This window comes from Hydrogenophaga sp. NFH-34, assembly GCF_021401345.1.
GTDB classification, from domain to species: domain Bacteria; phylum Pseudomonadota; class Gammaproteobacteria; order Burkholderiales; family Burkholderiaceae_C; genus Hydrogenophaga; species Hydrogenophaga electricum.
The window spans coordinates 100,216-115,972 of the sequence record NZ_JACBGE010000014.1 but is presented as its reverse complement, the minus strand read 5'-3'; the positions used below and the strand labels follow the sequence as shown (position 1 = coordinate 115,972).

The following is a 15,757-nucleotide window of genomic DNA, read 5'->3' as shown; positions in this document are numbered from 1 at the left end:
GCACCGAAGCCCGTTCCTTCGCCAGCCGCCTGCGCGACCTGTTTTCGGGGCGCAGCCTCGCGGGCGCGCTGACCGGTGGCGACGCGCTGCCGGTGCGGCTGTCCAACCGCACCTATGCGGGCACACGCAACGCCGCGGTGCGCGAGCTGGGCTTTGACCAGCCGCTGCTGTGGGTGGTGCTGTCCCTGCTGGCCTGGGGCCTGGTGATGGTGTATTCGGCCTCGATCGCGCTGCCCGACAACCCCCGCTTCGCCAACTACAGCCACACCCATTTCGTGGTCCGGCACGGCTTCTTCATCCTGATCGGGATGGTGGCCGCGCTGATGGCGTTCCAGGTGCCGATGCGCACCTGGGAGCGTTTTGCACCCTGGCTGTTCGCCGTGGCGCTGGTGCTGCTGGTGGTGGTGTTGATCCCGCACGTCGGCACGGTGGTCAACGGGGCCCGCCGCTGGATTTCCTTCGGTTTCATGAGCTTCCAGCCTTCGGAGCTGGCCAAACTGGCCGTGCTGCTCTACGCCGCCGACTACATGGTGCGCCGCATGGAGGTCAAGGAGCGCTTCTTCCGCGCTGTGCTGCCGATGGCGCTGGCGGTGCTGGTGGTGGGCATGCTGCTGCTGGCCGAGCCCGACATGGGCGCGTTCATGGTGATCGTGGTGATTGCCATGGGCATCCTGTTCCTGGGGGGCGTCAACGCCCGCATGTTCTTCCTCATGGCGCTGCTGGTGGTGGCCGCGTTCGCCATGATCGTGCTGACCAGCGAGTGGCGCCGCGAACGCATCTTTGCGTACCTGGACCCGTTCAGCGAGAACCATGCGCTGGGCAAGGGCTACCAGCTCTCGCACGCGCTCATCGCCATCGGGCGCGGCGAGATCTTCGGTGTCGGTCTGGGCGGCAGCGTGGAAAAGCTGCACTGGCTGCCCGAGGCGCACACCGACTTCCTGCTGGCGGTGGTGGGCGAAGAGTTCGGCCTGATCGGCGTGCTCGCGCTGATCGGCCTGTTCCTGTGGCTGACGCGCCGCATCATGTACATCGGGCGCCAGGCGATTGCGCTGGACCAGGTTTTCGCGGGGCTGGTGGCCCAGGGGGTGGGTCTGTGGATGGGCTTCCAGGCCTTCATCAACATCGGCGTGAACCTGGGGGCCCTGCCCACCAAGGGGCTGACGCTGCCGCTCATGAGCTATGGCGGCTCGGCCGTGCTGATGAACCTGGTGGCCATTGCCATCGTGCTGCGGGTGGATTACGAGAACCGCCAACTGATGCGGGGAGGGCGCGCATGACGCCGAACACCACCCCGCGTCACACGACCTCTGCGGCAGGCCACCGGGGCACGGCGCGGTGTGCGCTGGTGATGGCCGGTGGCACGGGCGGGCACATCTTCCCCGGCCTGGCCGTGGCCGAGGCCCTGCGCGAACAGGGCTGGCGCGTGCACTGGCTCGGCGCGCCGGGCAGCATGGAAAGCCGGCTGGTGCCGCCGCGCGGTTTTGCGCTGGAAACCATCGACTTCGGTGGCGTGCGCGGCAAGGGGTTCCAGACGCTGGTGCTGCTGCCGCTGCGGTTGCTGCGTGCCTTCTGGCAGGCCTGGCAGGTGGTGCGCCGCGTGCGCCCCGACGTGCTGGTGGGCCTGGGGGGCTACATCACGTTCCCGGGCGGCATGATGGGCACGCTCGCGGGCAAGCCCCTGGTGCTGCACGAACAGAACTCGGTGGCGGGGCTGGCCAACAAGGTGCTGGCCGGCGTCGCCGACCGCGTGTTTCTGGCCTTCCCCGGGGCGCTGAAGAAGGGTGCCTGGGTGGGCAATCCGCTGCGCGCACCGTTTCTGCAACAGCCGCCACCGGCGCAGCGTCTGGCGGGGCGCAGCGGGCCGCTGCGCCTGCTGGTGGTGGGGGGCAGCCTGGGAGCCAAGGCGCTCAACGACACCGTGCCGCGCGCGCTGGCGCTGCTGCCCGAATCCGAGCGCCCGCAGGTGATCCACCAGAGCGGCGAAAAACAGATCGACGAGCTGCGTGCGAACTACGCCGCAGCAGGGGTCGACGCGACGCTCACGCCCTTCATCGACGACACGGCCCAGGCCTTCGCCGACGCCGACCTGATCGTCTGCCGTGCCGGTGCCAGCACCGTGACGGAAATCGCCGCTGTGGGAGCGGCCGCGCTGTTCGTGCCCTTTCCGCACGCGGTGGACGACCACCAGACCACCAACGCCCGCTTCCTGGTGGATGCGGGCGCTGCCTGGCTGGTGCCCCAACCCGCATTCACGCCCGAATCGCTGGCGCAGACCCTGCGCACGGTGCAACGGGCCACTTTGATGGAGATGGCCGTGAAGGCCCAGCAAATGGCAAAGACCGAGGCCGTGGCCGCCGTGGTGGCGGCCTGTGAGCAGCTCGCGAAGGGGAAGGGCGCATGAAGCACGCCATTCGCCACATTCACTTCGTCGGCATCGGCGGTTCGGGCATGAGCGGTATTGCCGAGGTGCTGCTGAACCAGGGCTACGTGATCTCCGGCAGCGACCTGGGGGCCAACGCCGCCACGCGCCGCCTGGTCGCACTGGGTGCCACGGTGCACCGGGGGCATGACGCCGCTTTCATCGAGGGGGCCGACGCCATCGTCACCTCGACCGCCGTGAAGGAAGACAACCCCGAGGTGGTGGCGGCGCACGCCAAGCTCGTGCCGGTGGTGCCGCGCGCGGTCATGCTGGCCGAGCTGATGCGCATGAAAAAAGGCATCGCCATCGCTGGCACGCACGGCAAGACCACGACCACCAGTCTGGTGGCGAGCGTGCTCGCCGCTGCAGGCCTGGACCCGACCTTCGTCATCGGTGGCCGGCTCAACAGCGCCGGCGCCAATGCCCAGCTCGGTTCGGGCGAGTACATCGTGGTCGAGGCGGACGAGTCCGACGCGTCTTTCCTCAACCTGCTGCCGGTGATTTCGGTCGTCACCAACATCGACGCCGACCACATGGACACCTACGGGCACGACTTCGGCCGGCTCAAGGGCGCCTTCGTCGACTTCCTGCACAAGATGCCGTTCTACGGCGCCGCCGTGGTGTGCGTGGACGACGCCGCGATTCGCGAGATCCTGCCGCAGATCGGGCGCCCGATCACCAGCTACGGCATGGCCGAAGATGCGCAGATCCGCGCGGTGGATGTGCGCGCTGTGGGGGCACAGATGCACTTCACCGTGCAGCGCCGCAACGGCGTGCAACTGCCCGACCTCGACGTGGTGCTCAACCTGCCGGGCCGCCACAACGTGCTCAACGCCCTGGCCGCCATCGGCATCGCGGTCGAACTGGGCATTCCCGATGCGGCGCTGCTGCAGGCGCTGGCCGACTTCAAGGGCGTGGGCCGGCGCTTCCAGCGCTATGGCGAAGCGCCGCTGCCGGCGGGTGGTCGCGCGACCCTGGTCGACGACTATGGCCACCACCCGGTGGAAATGGCCGCCACCATCGCGGCCGCGCGCGGGGCTTTCCCCGAACGCCGCCTGGTGCTGGCGTTCCAGCCGCACCGCTACAGCCGCACGCGCGACTGCTTCGAGGACTTCGTCAAAGTGATCGGCCAGGCCGACGCGGTGCTGCTGGCCGAGGTCTACGCGGCTGGCGAAGCGCCCATCGTGGCCGCCGACGGCCGGTCGCTGGCGCGCGCGCTGCGCGTGGCGGGCAAGCTCGAACCGGTCTTTGTGGACGACATAGCCGCCATGCCCCAGGCGGTGCTGGACAACGCCCGCGACGGCGATGTGGTGCTGTGCATGGGCGCCGGCTCCATCGGCGCGGTGGCCGCTCAGGTGATCGAGCTGGCCGGCAAGGACAAGGTGTGACCATGAATCCGAACATGAACCCCATCGATGTGCAGGCCTTGGGCAAGGTGGCCGTCCTGCTGGGCGGCCGATCGGCCGAACGGGAGGTCTCGCTGATGTCGGGCGCCGGCGTGTTGGCCGCGCTGAAGGCCAAGGGCGTGGATGCCCACGCCTTCGACCCGGCCGAGCGCGACCTGAGTGAGTTGCGGCGCGACGGCTTTTCGCGCGTCTTCATCGCGCTGCATGGCCGCTTCGGCGAAGACGGCACGGTGCAAGGCGCGCTGGAGTTGTTGGGCATCCCGTACACCGGCCCGGGTGTGATGGCCTCGTCGGTGGCCATGGACAAGCTCATGACTAAGCGCATCTGGATCGCCGAAGGCCTGGCCACGCCGGCCTGGCGGCAGGTGCGCAGCGCGGCGGAAACGCGCGCCGCCTTCGCCGCGCTGGGGGCGCCGATGATCGTCAAGCCGGTGCGCGAAGGCTCCACCATCGGGCTCACCAAGGTCACGACGCTGGAACAGTGCGACGCGGCCTACGCGCTGGCCGCAGGCCTGGACCCGATGGTGATGTGCGAGCAGTTCATCGCCGGCGACGAGGTCACTTGCCCGGTGCTCGGGACGGGCGACGCGGCGCGTGCGTTGCCGGTGATCCGCATCGTGGCGCCCGATGGCAACTACGACTACCAGAACAAGTACTTCACCGACGACACGAAGTACCTCGTGCCCTGCGGCCTGCCCGAGGGCGAGGAGGCCGCGATCCAGGCGCTGGTGCTCCAGGCCTTCCGCACACTCGACTGCCGGGGCTGGGCGCGCGCCGACGTGATGATCGACGCCACCACGCGCAAGCCCTGGTTGCTCGAAATCAACACCTCGCCCGGCATGACCGGGCATTCGCTGGTGCCGATGTCGGCCCGCGCCACGGGCGTGTCCTACGAGGACCTGTGCCTGCAGGTGCTGGCCACCGCCGCGCTGGACAACCCGGCTTCCCTGAAGGCCTGACCCCCGCCATGGCTGCCACCGACCTCGACCTGCCCCTGGACGTCCGGCTGATGGCCGTGGCGACACGCGCCCTGGTGGCGCTGTTCGCCGCGCTGGCCGTGGGCGTGATCGGGCTGTGGGCGGTGCGGCACCCGGCGTGGTCGGTGCAGTCGGTGCTGGTGCAGGGCGACGTGGCGCACCAGAACGCGGTGTCCATCCGTTCGCAACTGGCGGCGCCTTTGCGCAATGCGCTGGCCAGCGGCTTCCTGGCGCTGGACCTGCGCCAGGTGCAGCGGCTGTTCGAGTCGGTGCCCTGGGTGCGCAAGGCGGTGGTGCAGCGCGAATTCCCCAACCGCCTGCGTGTGACGATCGAAGAGCACCAGCCGGTGGCTTGGTGGGGCGGCGCCGGCGGCGGTCACCTCGTCAATCACCTGGGCGAAGTGTTCGAGGCCACGCCGGACGAACTGGAGGGGCTGCCGGAGCTGTCGGGGCCGGAGCACCAGTCGGCGCAGGTCTGGGCGCTGTTCCAGCCGCTGAAGGCCGAATTTGCGCGCCACCAGCTGGTGCTGCTGAAGCTGCAGCTCAACGAGCGCGGTGGCTGGCGCGCCGAACTCGAAGGCGGTGCCGTGGTGGAGCTTGGCCGCGGCACGCCCGAAGCCTTGCAGGCGCGTGTCGCCCGGTTCATAGGCTCGCTGGGCCAGATCCAGCAACGCTACCCCGGTCCGCTGCAATACGCCGACCTGCGCTACCCCAACGGTTACGCCCTGCGTGTGCGCGGCGTGACCACCCTCGTCGAAGCCCCCAACACCCCACCGAAAACCCGGTAATCGAAGCAACGCATCATGGCCAAGGAATACAAGGATCTGGTCGTCGGACTCGACATAGGCACCGCCAAGATCATGGTGGTGGTGGCGGAGGTCCTGCCCCAAGGCGAGCTCAAGCTGGCCGGGCTGGGTGTCGCCCCCAGCCACGGCCTCAAGCGCGGGGTGGTGGTCAATATCGACGCGACCGTGCAGAGCATCCAGCAGGCGCTCAAGGAGGCCGAGCTGATGGCCGACTGCCGCATCGCCCGCGTCTACACCGGCATCACCGGCAGCCACATCCGCGGCATCAACTCCAGCGGGATGGTCGCGATCAAGGACCGCGAGGTCACGCCGGCCGACGTGGCGCGCGTGATCGAGACCGCCAAGGCGATCAACATCTCGACCGACCAGCGCCTGCTGTTGGTGGAGCCGCAGGAGTTCGTGATCGACGGCCAGGAGGTCAAGGAGCCGATCGGCATGAGCGGCATCCGGCTCGAAGCCAAGGTGCACATCGTCACCGGTGCGCAGAGCGCGGCGGAAAACATCATCAAGTGCGTGCGCCGCTGCGGTCTGGAGGTCGACCAGCTCATGCTCAACCCGCTGGCCAGCAGCCAGGCCATCCTGACCGACGACGAGAAGGAGTTGGGCGTGGCGTTGGTGGACATCGGCGCCGGCACCACCGACGTGGCGATCTTCGCGGGCGGCGCGATCCGCCACACGGCGGTGATTCCGATCGCCGGTGACCTGATCACCAGCGACATCGCCATGGCGCTGCGCACACCGACCAAGGACGCCGAGGACATCAAGGTCGAGAGCGGTTGCGCCAAGCAATTGCTGGCCGACCCGGACCAGCAGGTCGAGGTGCCGGGTCTGGGCGATCGCGGCCCGCGCATGCTCAGCCGCCAGGCGCTGGCCGGCGTGATCGAACCCCGGGTGGAGGAGATCTTCTCGCTGGTGCAGCAGGTCATCCGCGACTCGGGCCACGAAGAGGTGCTGTCCTCGGGCATCGTGCTCACGGGCGGCAGCGCCGTCATGCCCGGCATGGTTGAACTCGGGGAGGACATCTTCCTCAAACCCGTGCGCCGAGGCATCCCGCAGTACGCCAGCGCCTTGTCGGACATGGTGGCGCAACCCCGCGCGGCCACGGTCATGGGCTTGCTGGAAGAGGCCCGTCAGGCCCGTCTGCGCGGCCACAAGGTGGCGCAGAAGAGCGGCTCCATGCAAGGCGCCTTCGACCGCCTGAAGAACTGGTTTCTGGGGACGTTCTGACATGACCTCGACGCCATCGTCCGCCCCCTGGTCGCCCCGGACCCGCCCGCGATCCCCGTTCCGATGTCGGGACGGCACCGGGCCGCCTGGCTGAACGACCGAATCCCGTTTTCCGCATTTCCCGTCTTACCGTTTTATCTGAATCACCCCGCGCCCCCCCAGGCGCAACCCAGGAGGCCAACATGAGCATCGAAATGATCGAAGTCGAAGAATTCCACATGGGCACGCAAATCAAGGTCATTGGCGTCGGCGGCGGCGGCGGCAACGCCGTCGAGCACATGATCATGCGCAACGTGCAGGGGGTGGAGTTCATCTGCGCCAACACCGATGCGCAGGCGCTGGCCCGCAGCTCGGCCACCCGCACCATCCAGCTCGGCAACACCGGCCTGGGCGCCGGCAGCAAGCCCGAAAAAGCCCGTGACGCGGCCGAGGCGGCCGTGGAGGAAATCCGCACCGCCATCGATGGCGCCCACATGCTGTTCATCACGGCCGGCATGGGCGGCGGCACCGGCACCGGCGCCGCCCCGGTGATCGCCCGCGTGGCCAAGGAAATGGGCATCCTGACGGTGGGTGTGGTCACCAAGCCGTTCGACTGGGAGGGCGGGCGCCGCATGGCCAATGCCGACGGCGGCCTGACCGAACTGGAAGCCAACGTCGACTCGCTGATCGTGGTGCTCAACGAGAAGCTGCAGGACGTGCTGGGCGATGACATCACCCAGGACGAAGCCTTTGCCCACGCCAACGATGTGCTGAAGAACGCCGTCGGCGGGATCGCCGAGATCATCAACGAGTACGGCAACGTCAACGTCGACTTCGAAGACGTGCGCACCGTGATGGGCGAGCCCGGCAAGGCCATGATGGGCACCGCCACCGCCGAAGGCCCCGACCGCGCCCGCATCGCCGCCGAGCAGGCCGTGGCCTGTCCGCTGCTGGAAGGCGTGGACCTCTCCGGCGCCAAGGGCGTGCTGGTGCTGGTGACGGCCTCCAAGGGCAGCCTGAAGCTGAAGGAGTCGAAGGAAGCGATGAACGCCATCAAGGCCTACGCCGCGCCGGACGCCCACGTCATCTACGGTGCCGCCTACGACGAAAGCCTGGGCGACGAGATGCGCGTGACCGTGGTCGCCACCGGCCTGTCGCGCCAGGGCGCTGCCCGCCGCACCGCGCCGCCCCTGCAGGTGCTGCGCACCGGCACCGACAACGTGCCGTTCAACGTGCCCACCGTCAATACCGTGGTCGGCGGAGCCGGCAACGGGGCGGCCACCGGGGCTGCACAACCTGCGTACGACGCCATGGCGGTGCCCAGCGTCTGGCGTACCAACCGCACCCAGGCCGCGGCCAAGGTCGACGCCCTGGCTTCCGGCGGCATGGACGACTTCGAGATCCCGGCTTTCCTGCGCAAGCAGGCCGACTGATTCGGCACCCCCCCTGCGCCGCTGACGCGGCTTCCCCCCTCTGTGGCGCGCCTTTGGCGCTTCGAGGGAGGACGGCAGCTTGGGCCGGCGGAGCCGGACCCTTGCTGCCCTGGTGTCGGGGGGCTTCGCTCTCCGGAGGCTCGTCAATCGCCGGCATAGCCATTTCCACCGGCGGGAGACGGCAGCCAAACTTAAAATCGCAGGATGCTCGCTCAACGAACGCTCAAATCCCTGACCAAGGCGGTCGGTGTCGGCCTGCACAGTGGCCAGCGGGTGGAGCTGACGCTGCGGCCGGCGGCGCCCGACACCGGCATCGTGTTCCGGCGGGTCGATCTGCCGGAGCCGGTGGAGATCCCGGTGAACGCCGAGGCGGTGACCGATACGCGCCTGGCCTCCACCATCTCCAGCGGTGGTGCCAAGGTGCACACCATCGAGCACCTGATGAGCGCCTGCTGCGGCCTCGGGCTGGACAACCTCTACGTGGACATCACGGCCGAGGAAGTGCCCATTCTCGATGGCTCCTCGGCGTCTTTTGTCTACCTGCTGCAAAGCGCGGGCATCGTGGCCCAGAACGCGCCCAAGCGCTTCATCCGCGTCAAAAAGCCGGTGGAAGTGCGCGAAGGCGAGGGGCGTCAGCTCAAATGGGCGCGGCTGGAGCCGTACCACGGCTTCAAGCTGTCGTTCGAAATCGAGTTCAACCACCCGGCGGTGACGGCCACCGGCCAGCGCGTCGAGTTTGACCTCGGCAGCGGCCAGTACACGCGCGAAATCGCCCGGGCACGCACCTTCGGCTTCACACGCGACGTCGAAATGATGCGCTCGCACGGACTCGCGCTGGGGGGTGGTCTAGACAACGCCATCGTGATGGACGACTACAAGGTGCTCAACAGCGACGGGTTGCGCTACCAGGACGAGTTCGTCAAGCACAAGATCCTCGACGCCATCGGTGACCTGTACGTGGTGGGCCACCCGCTGCTGGCCGCCTACAGCGCCTTCCGGTCGGGCCACGCCATGAACAACCAGTTGCTGCGCGCCTTGCAGGCCCAGCCCGAGGCGTGGGATCTGGTCAGCTTCAGCAGCGAGCGCGAGGCGCCCCAGGGTTTCGCGCAACTGGTGCCGGCCTGGTAAGCCGCCGCCATGCTGCTGTTCCGCTGGACCCTGTTCTTCCTGCTGCTGGCGGCAGGCGTGTGTTTCGCCTTCTACATCGGGACCGGGCAGGCGCGTTACCGGCAGTGGGGGCTGATCGTCCTGAAGTGGACGGTGCTGGCTGCGCTGGGCTTTTTCGGCGTGCTGGTGCTCGAACGCATCGTCTGAAGGCGCGGCGCGGGCCCGCGGCCCGGGATCAGTAGACCCGCCCCGACTTGTACGCCGCGTGGGTTCGTGCCTGCAGCGTGGTCACGCGGTTCATGGCCGCCGTGGTGCGGCTGACCTGGGCGTGGGTGATGCCCAGGCCGAGCGCGTCGGCCGCGTCCTTGCCGGGCAGGCCGGGCAATTGCAGCAGGCGGCGCACCATTTCCTGCATCTGGGGTTTGGTGGCGCGGCCGTGGCCGACCACCGCCTTCTTCAGCTGCAGGGCGGTGTATTCGGCCACCGGCAGGCCATTGGCCACCAGCGCTGTCAGGCAGCAGCCGCGCGCCTGGCCCAGCAGCAGGGTGGCCTGCGGGTTCACGTTGACGAACACGATCTCGCACACGGCCACGTCGGGCTGGTAGCGGCGCACGACCTCCGTGATGCCGTCAAAGATGGTCTTCAGGCGCTCGGGCAGCAGCGCACCGTCCCGGGGGCTGGTCTGGATGGTGCCGCTGGCCACGTAGCGCAGGGCCGCACCTTCGGTGTCGATGACGCCAAAGCCGGTGCACTGCAGGCCAGGGTCGATGCCGAGAATGCGCATGGTGGCGGCCTCAGGGCAGCGTCACCGCGCCCATGCGGGCAACGATGGTGGCGGTGCGGCGGGACAGGTAGGCCGAGCCCGGGCGCTTTTCGAAAAACTTGGGGCTGGGCAGCATGACGGCCAGCCGGGCAGCTTCTGCGGGAGCGAGCTTGGCAGCCGGTTTGTTGAAGTAGCGCTGGGCGGCGGCTTCGGCGCCGAAGACGCCTTCCCCCCACTCCACGCTGTTGAGGTAGATCTCGAGAATGCGCTGCTTGGACAGCAGGGCTTCGAGCATCAGGGTCAGCACCAGCTCCTGACCTTTGCGCAGCAGGGTGCGCTCGCCCGAAAGCAGCAGGTTCTTGGCCAGTTGCTGGGAGATGGTGGAGCCGCCGATGATGCGGGCCGGGCGCAGCGCTTTGAGGGCCGCTTCGGCGGCTTCGGGCTTGTGGCCCAGCCGGCGCTCGATCTGCTCGGCCTTCTTCTGCACCTGGGCCTGCCGTTTTTCATTGCGGTTCCAGGCGGCTTCGATGGCGCCCCAGTCGACCCCGCCGTGGGTCGCGAAACCGTCGTCTTCCGAGGCCATGACCGCGCGTTTGAGGTGGGGGCTGATCTGCTCGTAGTCCACCCACCGGGCCGACCAGGTCCAGGGGGTGTCGCCCGTCAGGCTGGCCTGGGCAATGCGCCAGGCCTCCGAGCGCATGAACGCGGTGCTCTGCGGGTCGACCACCAGCATCAGCGCGATGCGCAGCAGGAAGAACAGCTGCAGCGCCACACCGGCCAACAGCAACCACAAGATCCAGCGTCCCAGGGCTTTCATGCGTCTTCAGGGGCTGGCGCTGAGCTGTGTCTGCAGCGTCTCTTCGCGCGTGAAACGAAAGCGCGAGACCACCACGATCTGGTCGGCTCGGCGGCGCATGCCGTCGGAAAAGCGGCCGAATCCCAGGCTGCGAACGATGGACTGGGCACGCCGGTCCAGCGTGGGGTTGCCCGACGTTTCCACCACCTCGGTGTCGAGCACCTGGCCGGTGTGGTTGACCGTGATGATCATGGTCAGCGCGCCGTAGAGCTTGCGCCCACCGGCTTCGGGGAAGTTGCTGGTGCCGCGCTCCTCGATCTTGCGCCGCAGCTCGTCGTAGTAGACGGCGTAGACCTCTTCGCGGGTGGCCGGGCTGATGTAGCGTTTTCGCGGTCGCGCGTTTTCCTCGTTGATGCGGCGCTCGATCTCGCCCAGGATCTTGAGCAGGGCCTTGCGCTTCTCTTCGCGCTCGATGGTGTCGGGGCTGGGGTTGACCGCCTGCAGATCGGGTGGCGGCATCGAAGCCAGGGCCTTGCGCACCTGGGTGAGCAACTGGTTCTGCTGCTGTTTGAGGGCCTCGATCCGGCGCTCTTCGTCTTCGGCCGCATCGCCCACGCGGGTCTGGCCCGAATAGGGCAGGAAGGTGGTGGCGCGGGTCTGGCGTTCAGCCTCGCCACCGCCGGCCAGCGTGGCCTGGGCGATGGCGGCCGCCTTGTCCGGGCGCTCTTCGCTGCGGGCGTTGACCAGGATCACTTCCAGCGGCGTGTCCTTGAAGGCCCGGTTGAAACTTTCCGGGTCGACAAAGCGCACCGTCAGCAGGGCGGCATGCGCGAGCACCGAGACCGCCAGCGCGATCTGCAGGGTGCTGAGCTGCTTGACGAAGGCCAGGAAGGATTTCACGCCGGCATTATCCCCGCTGGTATCAGCCGGCGCCGTCCGCGGCGGCCCCGTCGGGGGTTTCGTTCACGTCGATCGCCAGGGCCAGTGGCGCAGCCGCCAGCGCATCGTCGTCGCTGCCTTCATCGTCGCCGGCCTCGGCGGCCGGGTCGGTGGCGAGATCGAGGCGTTCGATGACGGTGCCCGAGACTTCCAGGCTGATCTCGTCGACGGCGCCCAGGCGCACCCGCACCTGCGCACCGCGCGGCAGCCCTTCGGCGCCCAGCACCGGCAACACCAGGGGCAGCGTGTCGGCGCGCACCAGGTTGTCCTTGATCAGCGTGGCGGTCAGTTCGGTGATGCCGGCTTGCTGCAGGTGGCGCAGCGTCCAGAAGCGTTCCATGCCGTTCTGGAAACCGTTGTAGGCGGTGTAGGCGGCGTCGAAGGCACTGATCACCGCCATCAGGTTGGCGTCCTTGGGCTTGAACGGTGCCACCAGCGCGGCAGTCGCGCCGTGGCGCGCGCAGGCAATGATCTGCCACTGGTTGACCAGGTCGACATAGCGGCGCAGCGGCGAGGTGCTCCAGGCATAGGCGGGCACGCCGATGCCGGCGTGTGGCTGGGCCTTGGTGCCCATGCGGACCTTGATTCCCGGGGCCATGCTGGCCTGGCTGCGGTAGATGCCGGGCACGCCGCAGCCGGCCAGCCACTGGCCCCAGGTGCTGTTGGCGACGATCATGGCTTCGGCGACCATCAGGTCCAGCGGGGCGCCGCGCGAGCGGGTGCCGATGCGCACGGTTTCGCTGCCATCGGGTTCGTCACCGCTGCCGCCTTCCAGCCGGAAGGTGTAGTCCGGGCGGTTGAAGTTTTCCGGCTTGCCGCGCACCACTTCGCGCTGGGCCTTGAGGTGCCGGGCCAGGCGCCAGAGGAAGGCCAGTTGCGGGTGCAGCGCCGCGATCTCGGCCGGGGCGGTGTCGGCAGCGGTTTCGCCATCGAGCCAGGCCGGGGTGATCACGCTGTCGAGCCGGTCGTGGCGCAGGTTGTGAGCGATGGGCACGCGCTCCAGCGTCGTGCGGCTGCCGGTCGCGGCCAGGGTGGCTTCGTCGTAGGTGACGTAGAGCGACACCGCCGGGCAGTCGCGGCCCGCTTCCAGCGTATAGGCCTGCACCACCGCGTCGGGCAGCATGGTGATCTTGTGGCCCGGCATGTAGACGGTGGACAGGCGCGCGCGGGCCACCTGGTCGACCGCGCTGTCCGGCGCGATGGCCAGACCCGGCGCGGCGATGTGGATGCCCAGGGTCACGCTGCCGGTGCCCAGGCCCTGCAGCGAGAGCGCGTCGTCGATTTCGGTGGTGTGCGAGTCGTCGATCGAGAAAGCCTGCACGGGCGCCACGGGCAGTTCGTCGCCGATGGCCGGGGCTTCGAGCGCGGGAAAGCCCGTGCCCTTCGGGAACTGATCGAACAGGAAGCGCTGCCAGTGGAACTGGTAGGCGCTGGTGATGGCGCCGGCTTTCTGCAGCAGCGCCAGCGGATTGAGGTGGCTGCCGCGGGCGGCTTCGACCACGGCCTTGTACTCGGGCGCGTTCTTGTCGGGCCGGAACAGGATCTTGTAGAGCTGCTGGCGAACGGGCTCGGGGCACTGGCCCGCCACGAGGTCGGCGGACCAGGCATCGATCTGTGCCTGGATCTGCTTCTTTTTCTCGATCGCCGCCAGTGCCTGCGCCACGATTTCAGGCGGTGCTTTCTTGAAGCGGCCTTTGCCGGCACGCCGGAAGTAGTGCGGCGCACCCTGCAGGCAGATCAGCGCCGCGACCTGCTGGGCCACGGTGGGCGGGTCGCTGAAATAGTCGGCCGCGAGATCGGCGAAGCCGAATTCTTCTTGGGGGGCGAACTCGTGGGCCAGCGCCAGGTCCATGGTGGCGGCCAGCGTCTGTGCCTCGGGCAGCAGCGCAGCGGGGGCGGGTTTGTCAAAACGCAGCAGCGTATTGGCCAGCTTGACCTTCACGCGCTTGCCCGAGTCAAGCTCGATCTGCAGCGAGCTTTCGGCTTCGGACATCAGGCGGCCGGTCAGCAGCTTGCCGGCTTCATCGAACAGGATAAACATGGGCCGGATTGTCCCATGCGCCCGCCTGACGCTGAGGGCGGGTACCCCGTTTCAGGCCAGATGCAGGAAATCGAAGACGGCGTCGATGTGGCGATCGAAATCGCTCAGAGCGTGATCGCTGCCGTCGAGCAGGCGGATCTCGCCCCCGGCGCAGAAGGCCTGCATCTCGCGCCAGTCCAGCAGTTCGTCGCCCTGGGCCACGATGGCGAGCTGGCTGGCCGGGGTGGTGGCGTGGTCGGCGGCCAGGTGCTGGATGTCTGTTTCCAAGGTGCGCAGTTCGTCGACGAAGGCGGGCGCGAAATAGAAGCGCTGTGCCGGGTCGTGCCAGGCGGTCTGTTCACCGATATGGCGGGCCAGGTCGCGGGCCGGGAACGCGGCGGGATTGAGCAGCACCGTGCGGGCGCAAGCGGCCTGCAGCGCCAGCCAGCGGGCGTAGAAGCCGCCCAGCGACGATCCGATCACCGCCATGCGCGCCCGGGGCCAGTTTGCGGTCGCCTGCCGGATCTGCGCGGCCGCCTGCGCGGGCGAGGGGGGCAACTGCGGGCACCACCAAGTGACCGACGGATGGCTATCGGCCACCCGGGCAGCGACCTTGACCGCTTTCATGGACTGCGGCGATGAGCGGAAGCCGTGCAGGTAGATGACGTGGGTGACGGCGGGCGTGGGCGGAGCGGGAACAGCCATGGTGCGAAGGATAATCGGCACATGGCCGCCGTGTTCGACAAACCCTCTCTGCTGCAGCGCATCGCCCCGATCTTCCAGGGTTTCGATGGCCTGCTGGCGCTGGCCATCATCCTGCTGGCCGGCACCGGCCTGCTGGCCATGTATTCGGTGGGTTTCGATCACGGCACCCGTTTTTCCATGCACGCACGCAACATGCTGCTGGCGTTGGGGGTGCTGTTCGTGCTGGCGCAGATCCCGCCGCAGCGCTTGATGGCGTTTGCCATGCCGCTGTATCTGCTGGGCGTGGTGCTGCTGCTGGGCGTGGAGTTTTTCGGTATCACCAAAAAAGGCGCCACGCGCTGGATCAACCTGGGCATCGTGATCCAGCCGAGCGAGATCATGAAGATCGCCATGCCCATGATGCTGGCCTGGTGGTTTCAGCGTCGCGAAGGCCAGCTCAAGCCGTTGGATTTCCTGGTCGCGGCAGCGATCCTGGGCGGGCCGGCGGCGCTGATCCTGAAGCAGCCCGATCTGGGCACCACGCTGCTGGTGCTGGCTTCGGGCCTGTTCGTCATTTATTTGGCCGGCCTGAGCTGGAAGCTCATCATTCCGCCGGTGCTGCTGGGCGTGATCGGCGTGGTCGCGCTCGTGGTCATGGAGCCCACGCTGTGCCAGCCCGGCGTGGACTGGAAGGTGCTGCACGAGTACCAGCGCCAGCGCGTGTGCACGCTGCTGGACCCGTCCAAGGACCCGCTGGGCAAGGGCTTTCACATCATCCAGGGCATGATCGCCATCGGCTCGGGCGGCGTCTGGGGCAAGGGCTTCATGCAGGGCACGCAGACGCACTTGGAGTTCATCCCCGAACGCACCACCGACTTCATCTACGCCGCGTATTCGGAAGAATTCGGCCTCGTGGGCGTGCTGCTGCTCATGGCCGGCTTCATCTTCCTGGTGTTCCGCGGGCTGGTGATCGCGATGGACGCGCCCACGCTGTTCTCGCGATTGCTGGCCGGGGCGCTGTCGCTCAACGTCTTCGTCTACGCCTTCGTCAACATGGGCATGGTCAGCGGCGTGCTGCCGGTGGTGGGCGTGCCGCTGCCTTTCATCAGCTACGGCGGCACGGCCATGGTCACGCTGGGCGTGGCGCTGGGCATGCTGATGGCGATCGCCAAGTCCAAGCGGTTGATGCAGTCTTGACCCT

The 15,757-nt window shown here is 68.2% G+C and carries 15 protein-coding genes; 10 read left to right on the top strand and 5 right to left on the bottom strand.

What is annotated here, in order from left to right:
* Nucleotides 1-29 precede the first annotated feature (29 nt).
* The 9 genes from ftsW to L0977_RS14770 all read left to right on the top strand — a co-directional run bounded on the left by ftsW (nt 30) and on the right by L0977_RS14770 (nt 9,561).
* Complete coding sequence (gene ftsW, locus L0977_RS14810; RefSeq protein WP_234265653.1) at nt 30-1,277, top strand: putative lipid II flippase FtsW; 1,248 nt, start codon at nt 30-32, stop codon at nt 1,275-1,277.
* Entirely contained in the window at nt 1,274-2,401 is a 1,128-nt protein-coding gene (gene murG, locus L0977_RS14805) for an undecaprenyldiphospho-muramoylpentapeptide beta-N-acetylglucosaminyltransferase (protein WP_267966456.1), read from the top strand. Before ftsW ends, murG begins: the two co-directional genes overlap by 4 nt.
* Nucleotides 2,398-3,807, top strand: coding sequence for a UDP-N-acetylmuramate--L-alanine ligase (murC, locus tag L0977_RS14800; protein WP_234265619.1), 1,410 nt, complete (start codon nt 2,398-2,400; stop codon nt 3,805-3,807). Before murG ends, murC begins: the two co-directional genes overlap by 4 nt.
* A gap of 14 nt (nt 3,808-3,821) precedes the next feature.
* Nucleotides 3,822-4,784: a D-alanine--D-alanine ligase gene (locus tag L0977_RS14795; protein WP_234265618.1), complete on the top strand. Its 963-nt coding sequence runs from the start codon at nt 3,822-3,824 to the stop codon at nt 4,782-4,784.
* Between the two features lie 8 nt (nt 4,785-4,792).
* Nucleotides 4,793-5,590: a cell division protein FtsQ/DivIB gene (locus tag L0977_RS14790; protein ID WP_234265617.1), complete on the top strand. Its 798-nt coding sequence runs from the start codon at nt 4,793-4,795 to the stop codon at nt 5,588-5,590.
* A 15-nt stretch (nt 5,591-5,605) separates the two neighbouring features.
* Nucleotides 5,606-6,835, top strand: a complete 1,230-nt coding sequence (gene ftsA / locus L0977_RS14785; RefSeq protein ID WP_234265616.1) for a cell division protein FtsA — start codon at nt 5,606-5,608, stop codon at nt 6,833-6,835.
* 182 nt (nt 6,836-7,017) lie between these two features.
* Nucleotides 7,018-8,247 (top strand): cell division protein FtsZ, encoded by a 1,230-nt coding sequence (gene ftsZ / locus L0977_RS14780; protein WP_234265615.1) that lies wholly within the window; start codon nt 7,018-7,020, stop codon nt 8,245-8,247.
* A gap of 204 nt (nt 8,248-8,451) precedes the next feature.
* Nucleotides 8,452-9,375 (top strand): UDP-3-O-acyl-N-acetylglucosamine deacetylase, encoded by a 924-nt coding sequence (gene lpxC, locus L0977_RS14775; protein WP_234265614.1) that lies wholly within the window; start codon nt 8,452-8,454, stop codon nt 9,373-9,375.
* 9 nt (nt 9,376-9,384) lie between these two features.
* Nucleotides 9,385-9,561 (top strand): hypothetical protein, encoded by a 177-nt coding sequence (locus L0977_RS14770; RefSeq protein ID WP_234265613.1) that lies wholly within the window; start codon nt 9,385-9,387, stop codon nt 9,559-9,561.
* 28 nt (nt 9,562-9,589) lie between these two features.
* On the opposite strand, the gene ruvC is transcribed toward L0977_RS14770, so the two are convergent.
* The 5 genes from ruvC to L0977_RS14745 are packed head-to-tail and all read right to left on the bottom strand — an operon-like array spanning nt 9,590 to nt 14,577.
* Nucleotides 9,590-10,138 carry a crossover junction endodeoxyribonuclease RuvC gene (gene ruvC, locus L0977_RS14765; protein ID WP_234265612.1) on the bottom strand — a complete coding sequence of 183 codons (549 nt, stop codon included), beginning with the start codon at nt 10,136-10,138 and terminating at the stop codon, nt 9,590-9,592.
* Between the two features lie 10 nt (nt 10,139-10,148).
* Nucleotides 10,149-10,934 carry a transglycosylase domain-containing protein gene (locus tag L0977_RS14760; RefSeq protein WP_234265611.1) on the bottom strand — a complete coding sequence of 262 codons (786 nt, stop codon included), beginning with the start codon at nt 10,932-10,934 and terminating at the stop codon, nt 10,149-10,151.
* A 6-nt stretch (nt 10,935-10,940) separates the two neighbouring features.
* Nucleotides 10,941-11,813 (bottom strand): energy transducer TonB, encoded by an 873-nt coding sequence (locus L0977_RS14755; RefSeq protein WP_234265610.1) that lies wholly within the window; start codon nt 11,811-11,813, stop codon nt 10,941-10,943.
* A gap of 22 nt (nt 11,814-11,835) precedes the next feature.
* Nucleotides 11,836-13,893: a ribonuclease catalytic domain-containing protein gene (locus tag L0977_RS14750; protein WP_234265609.1), complete on the bottom strand. Its 2,058-nt coding sequence runs from the start codon at nt 13,891-13,893 to the stop codon at nt 11,836-11,838.
* Between the two features lie 51 nt (nt 13,894-13,944).
* On the bottom strand, nt 13,945-14,577 hold the full coding sequence (locus L0977_RS14745) for a YqiA/YcfP family alpha/beta fold hydrolase (protein ID WP_234265608.1): 633 nt from the start codon (nt 14,575-14,577) through the stop codon (nt 13,945-13,947).
* Nucleotides 14,578-14,598: 21 nt separating this feature from the next.
* Here L0977_RS14745 and rodA point away from each other — a divergent pair, with 21 nt between their 5' ends.
* A complete protein-coding gene (gene rodA / locus L0977_RS14740) occupies nt 14,599-15,753 on the top strand; it encodes a rod shape-determining protein RodA (RefSeq protein ID WP_234265606.1) in 1,155 nt (384 codons plus the stop codon).
* Nucleotides 15,754-15,757: the final 4 nt, after the last annotated feature.

Excerpts from the sequence above, each read along its gene's own strand:
- murG (WP_267966456.1), top strand. The coding sequence starts at position 1,274 with ATGACGCCGAACACCACCCCGCGTCACACGACCTCTGCGGCAGGCCAC.
- murC (WP_234265619.1), top strand. The coding sequence starts at position 2,398 with ATGAAGCACGCCATTCGCCACATTCACTTCGTCGGCATCGGCGGTTCG.
- L0977_RS14795 (WP_234265618.1), top strand. The coding sequence starts at position 3,822 with ATGAACCCCATCGATGTGCAGGCCTTGGGCAAGGTGGCCGTCCTGCTG.
- L0977_RS14790 (WP_234265617.1), top strand. The coding sequence starts at position 4,793 with ATGGCTGCCACCGACCTCGACCTGCCCCTGGACGTCCGGCTGATGGCC.
- ftsA (WP_234265616.1), top strand. The coding sequence starts at position 5,606 with ATGGCCAAGGAATACAAGGATCTGGTCGTCGGACTCGACATAGGCACC.
- ftsZ (WP_234265615.1), top strand. The coding sequence starts at position 7,018 with ATGAGCATCGAAATGATCGAAGTCGAAGAATTCCACATGGGCACGCAA.
- lpxC (WP_234265614.1), top strand. The coding sequence starts at position 8,452 with ATGCTCGCTCAACGAACGCTCAAATCCCTGACCAAGGCGGTCGGTGTC.
- L0977_RS14770 (WP_234265613.1), top strand. The coding sequence starts at position 9,385 with ATGCTGCTGTTCCGCTGGACCCTGTTCTTCCTGCTGCTGGCGGCAGGC.
- ruvC (WP_234265612.1), bottom strand. The coding sequence starts at position 10,138 with ATGCGCATTCTCGGCATCGACCCTGGCCTGCAGTGCACCGGCTTTGGC.
- L0977_RS14760 (WP_234265611.1), bottom strand. The coding sequence starts at position 10,934 with ATGAAAGCCCTGGGACGCTGGATCTTGTGGTTGCTGTTGGCCGGTGTG.
- L0977_RS14750 (WP_234265609.1), bottom strand. The coding sequence starts at position 13,893 with ATGTTTATCCTGTTCGATGAAGCCGGCAAGCTGCTGACCGGCCGCCTG.
- L0977_RS14745 (WP_234265608.1), bottom strand. The coding sequence starts at position 14,577 with ATGGCTGTTCCCGCTCCGCCCACGCCCGCCGTCACCCACGTCATCTAC.
- rodA (WP_234265606.1), top strand. The coding sequence starts at position 14,599 with ATGGCCGCCGTGTTCGACAAACCCTCTCTGCTGCAGCGCATCGCCCCG.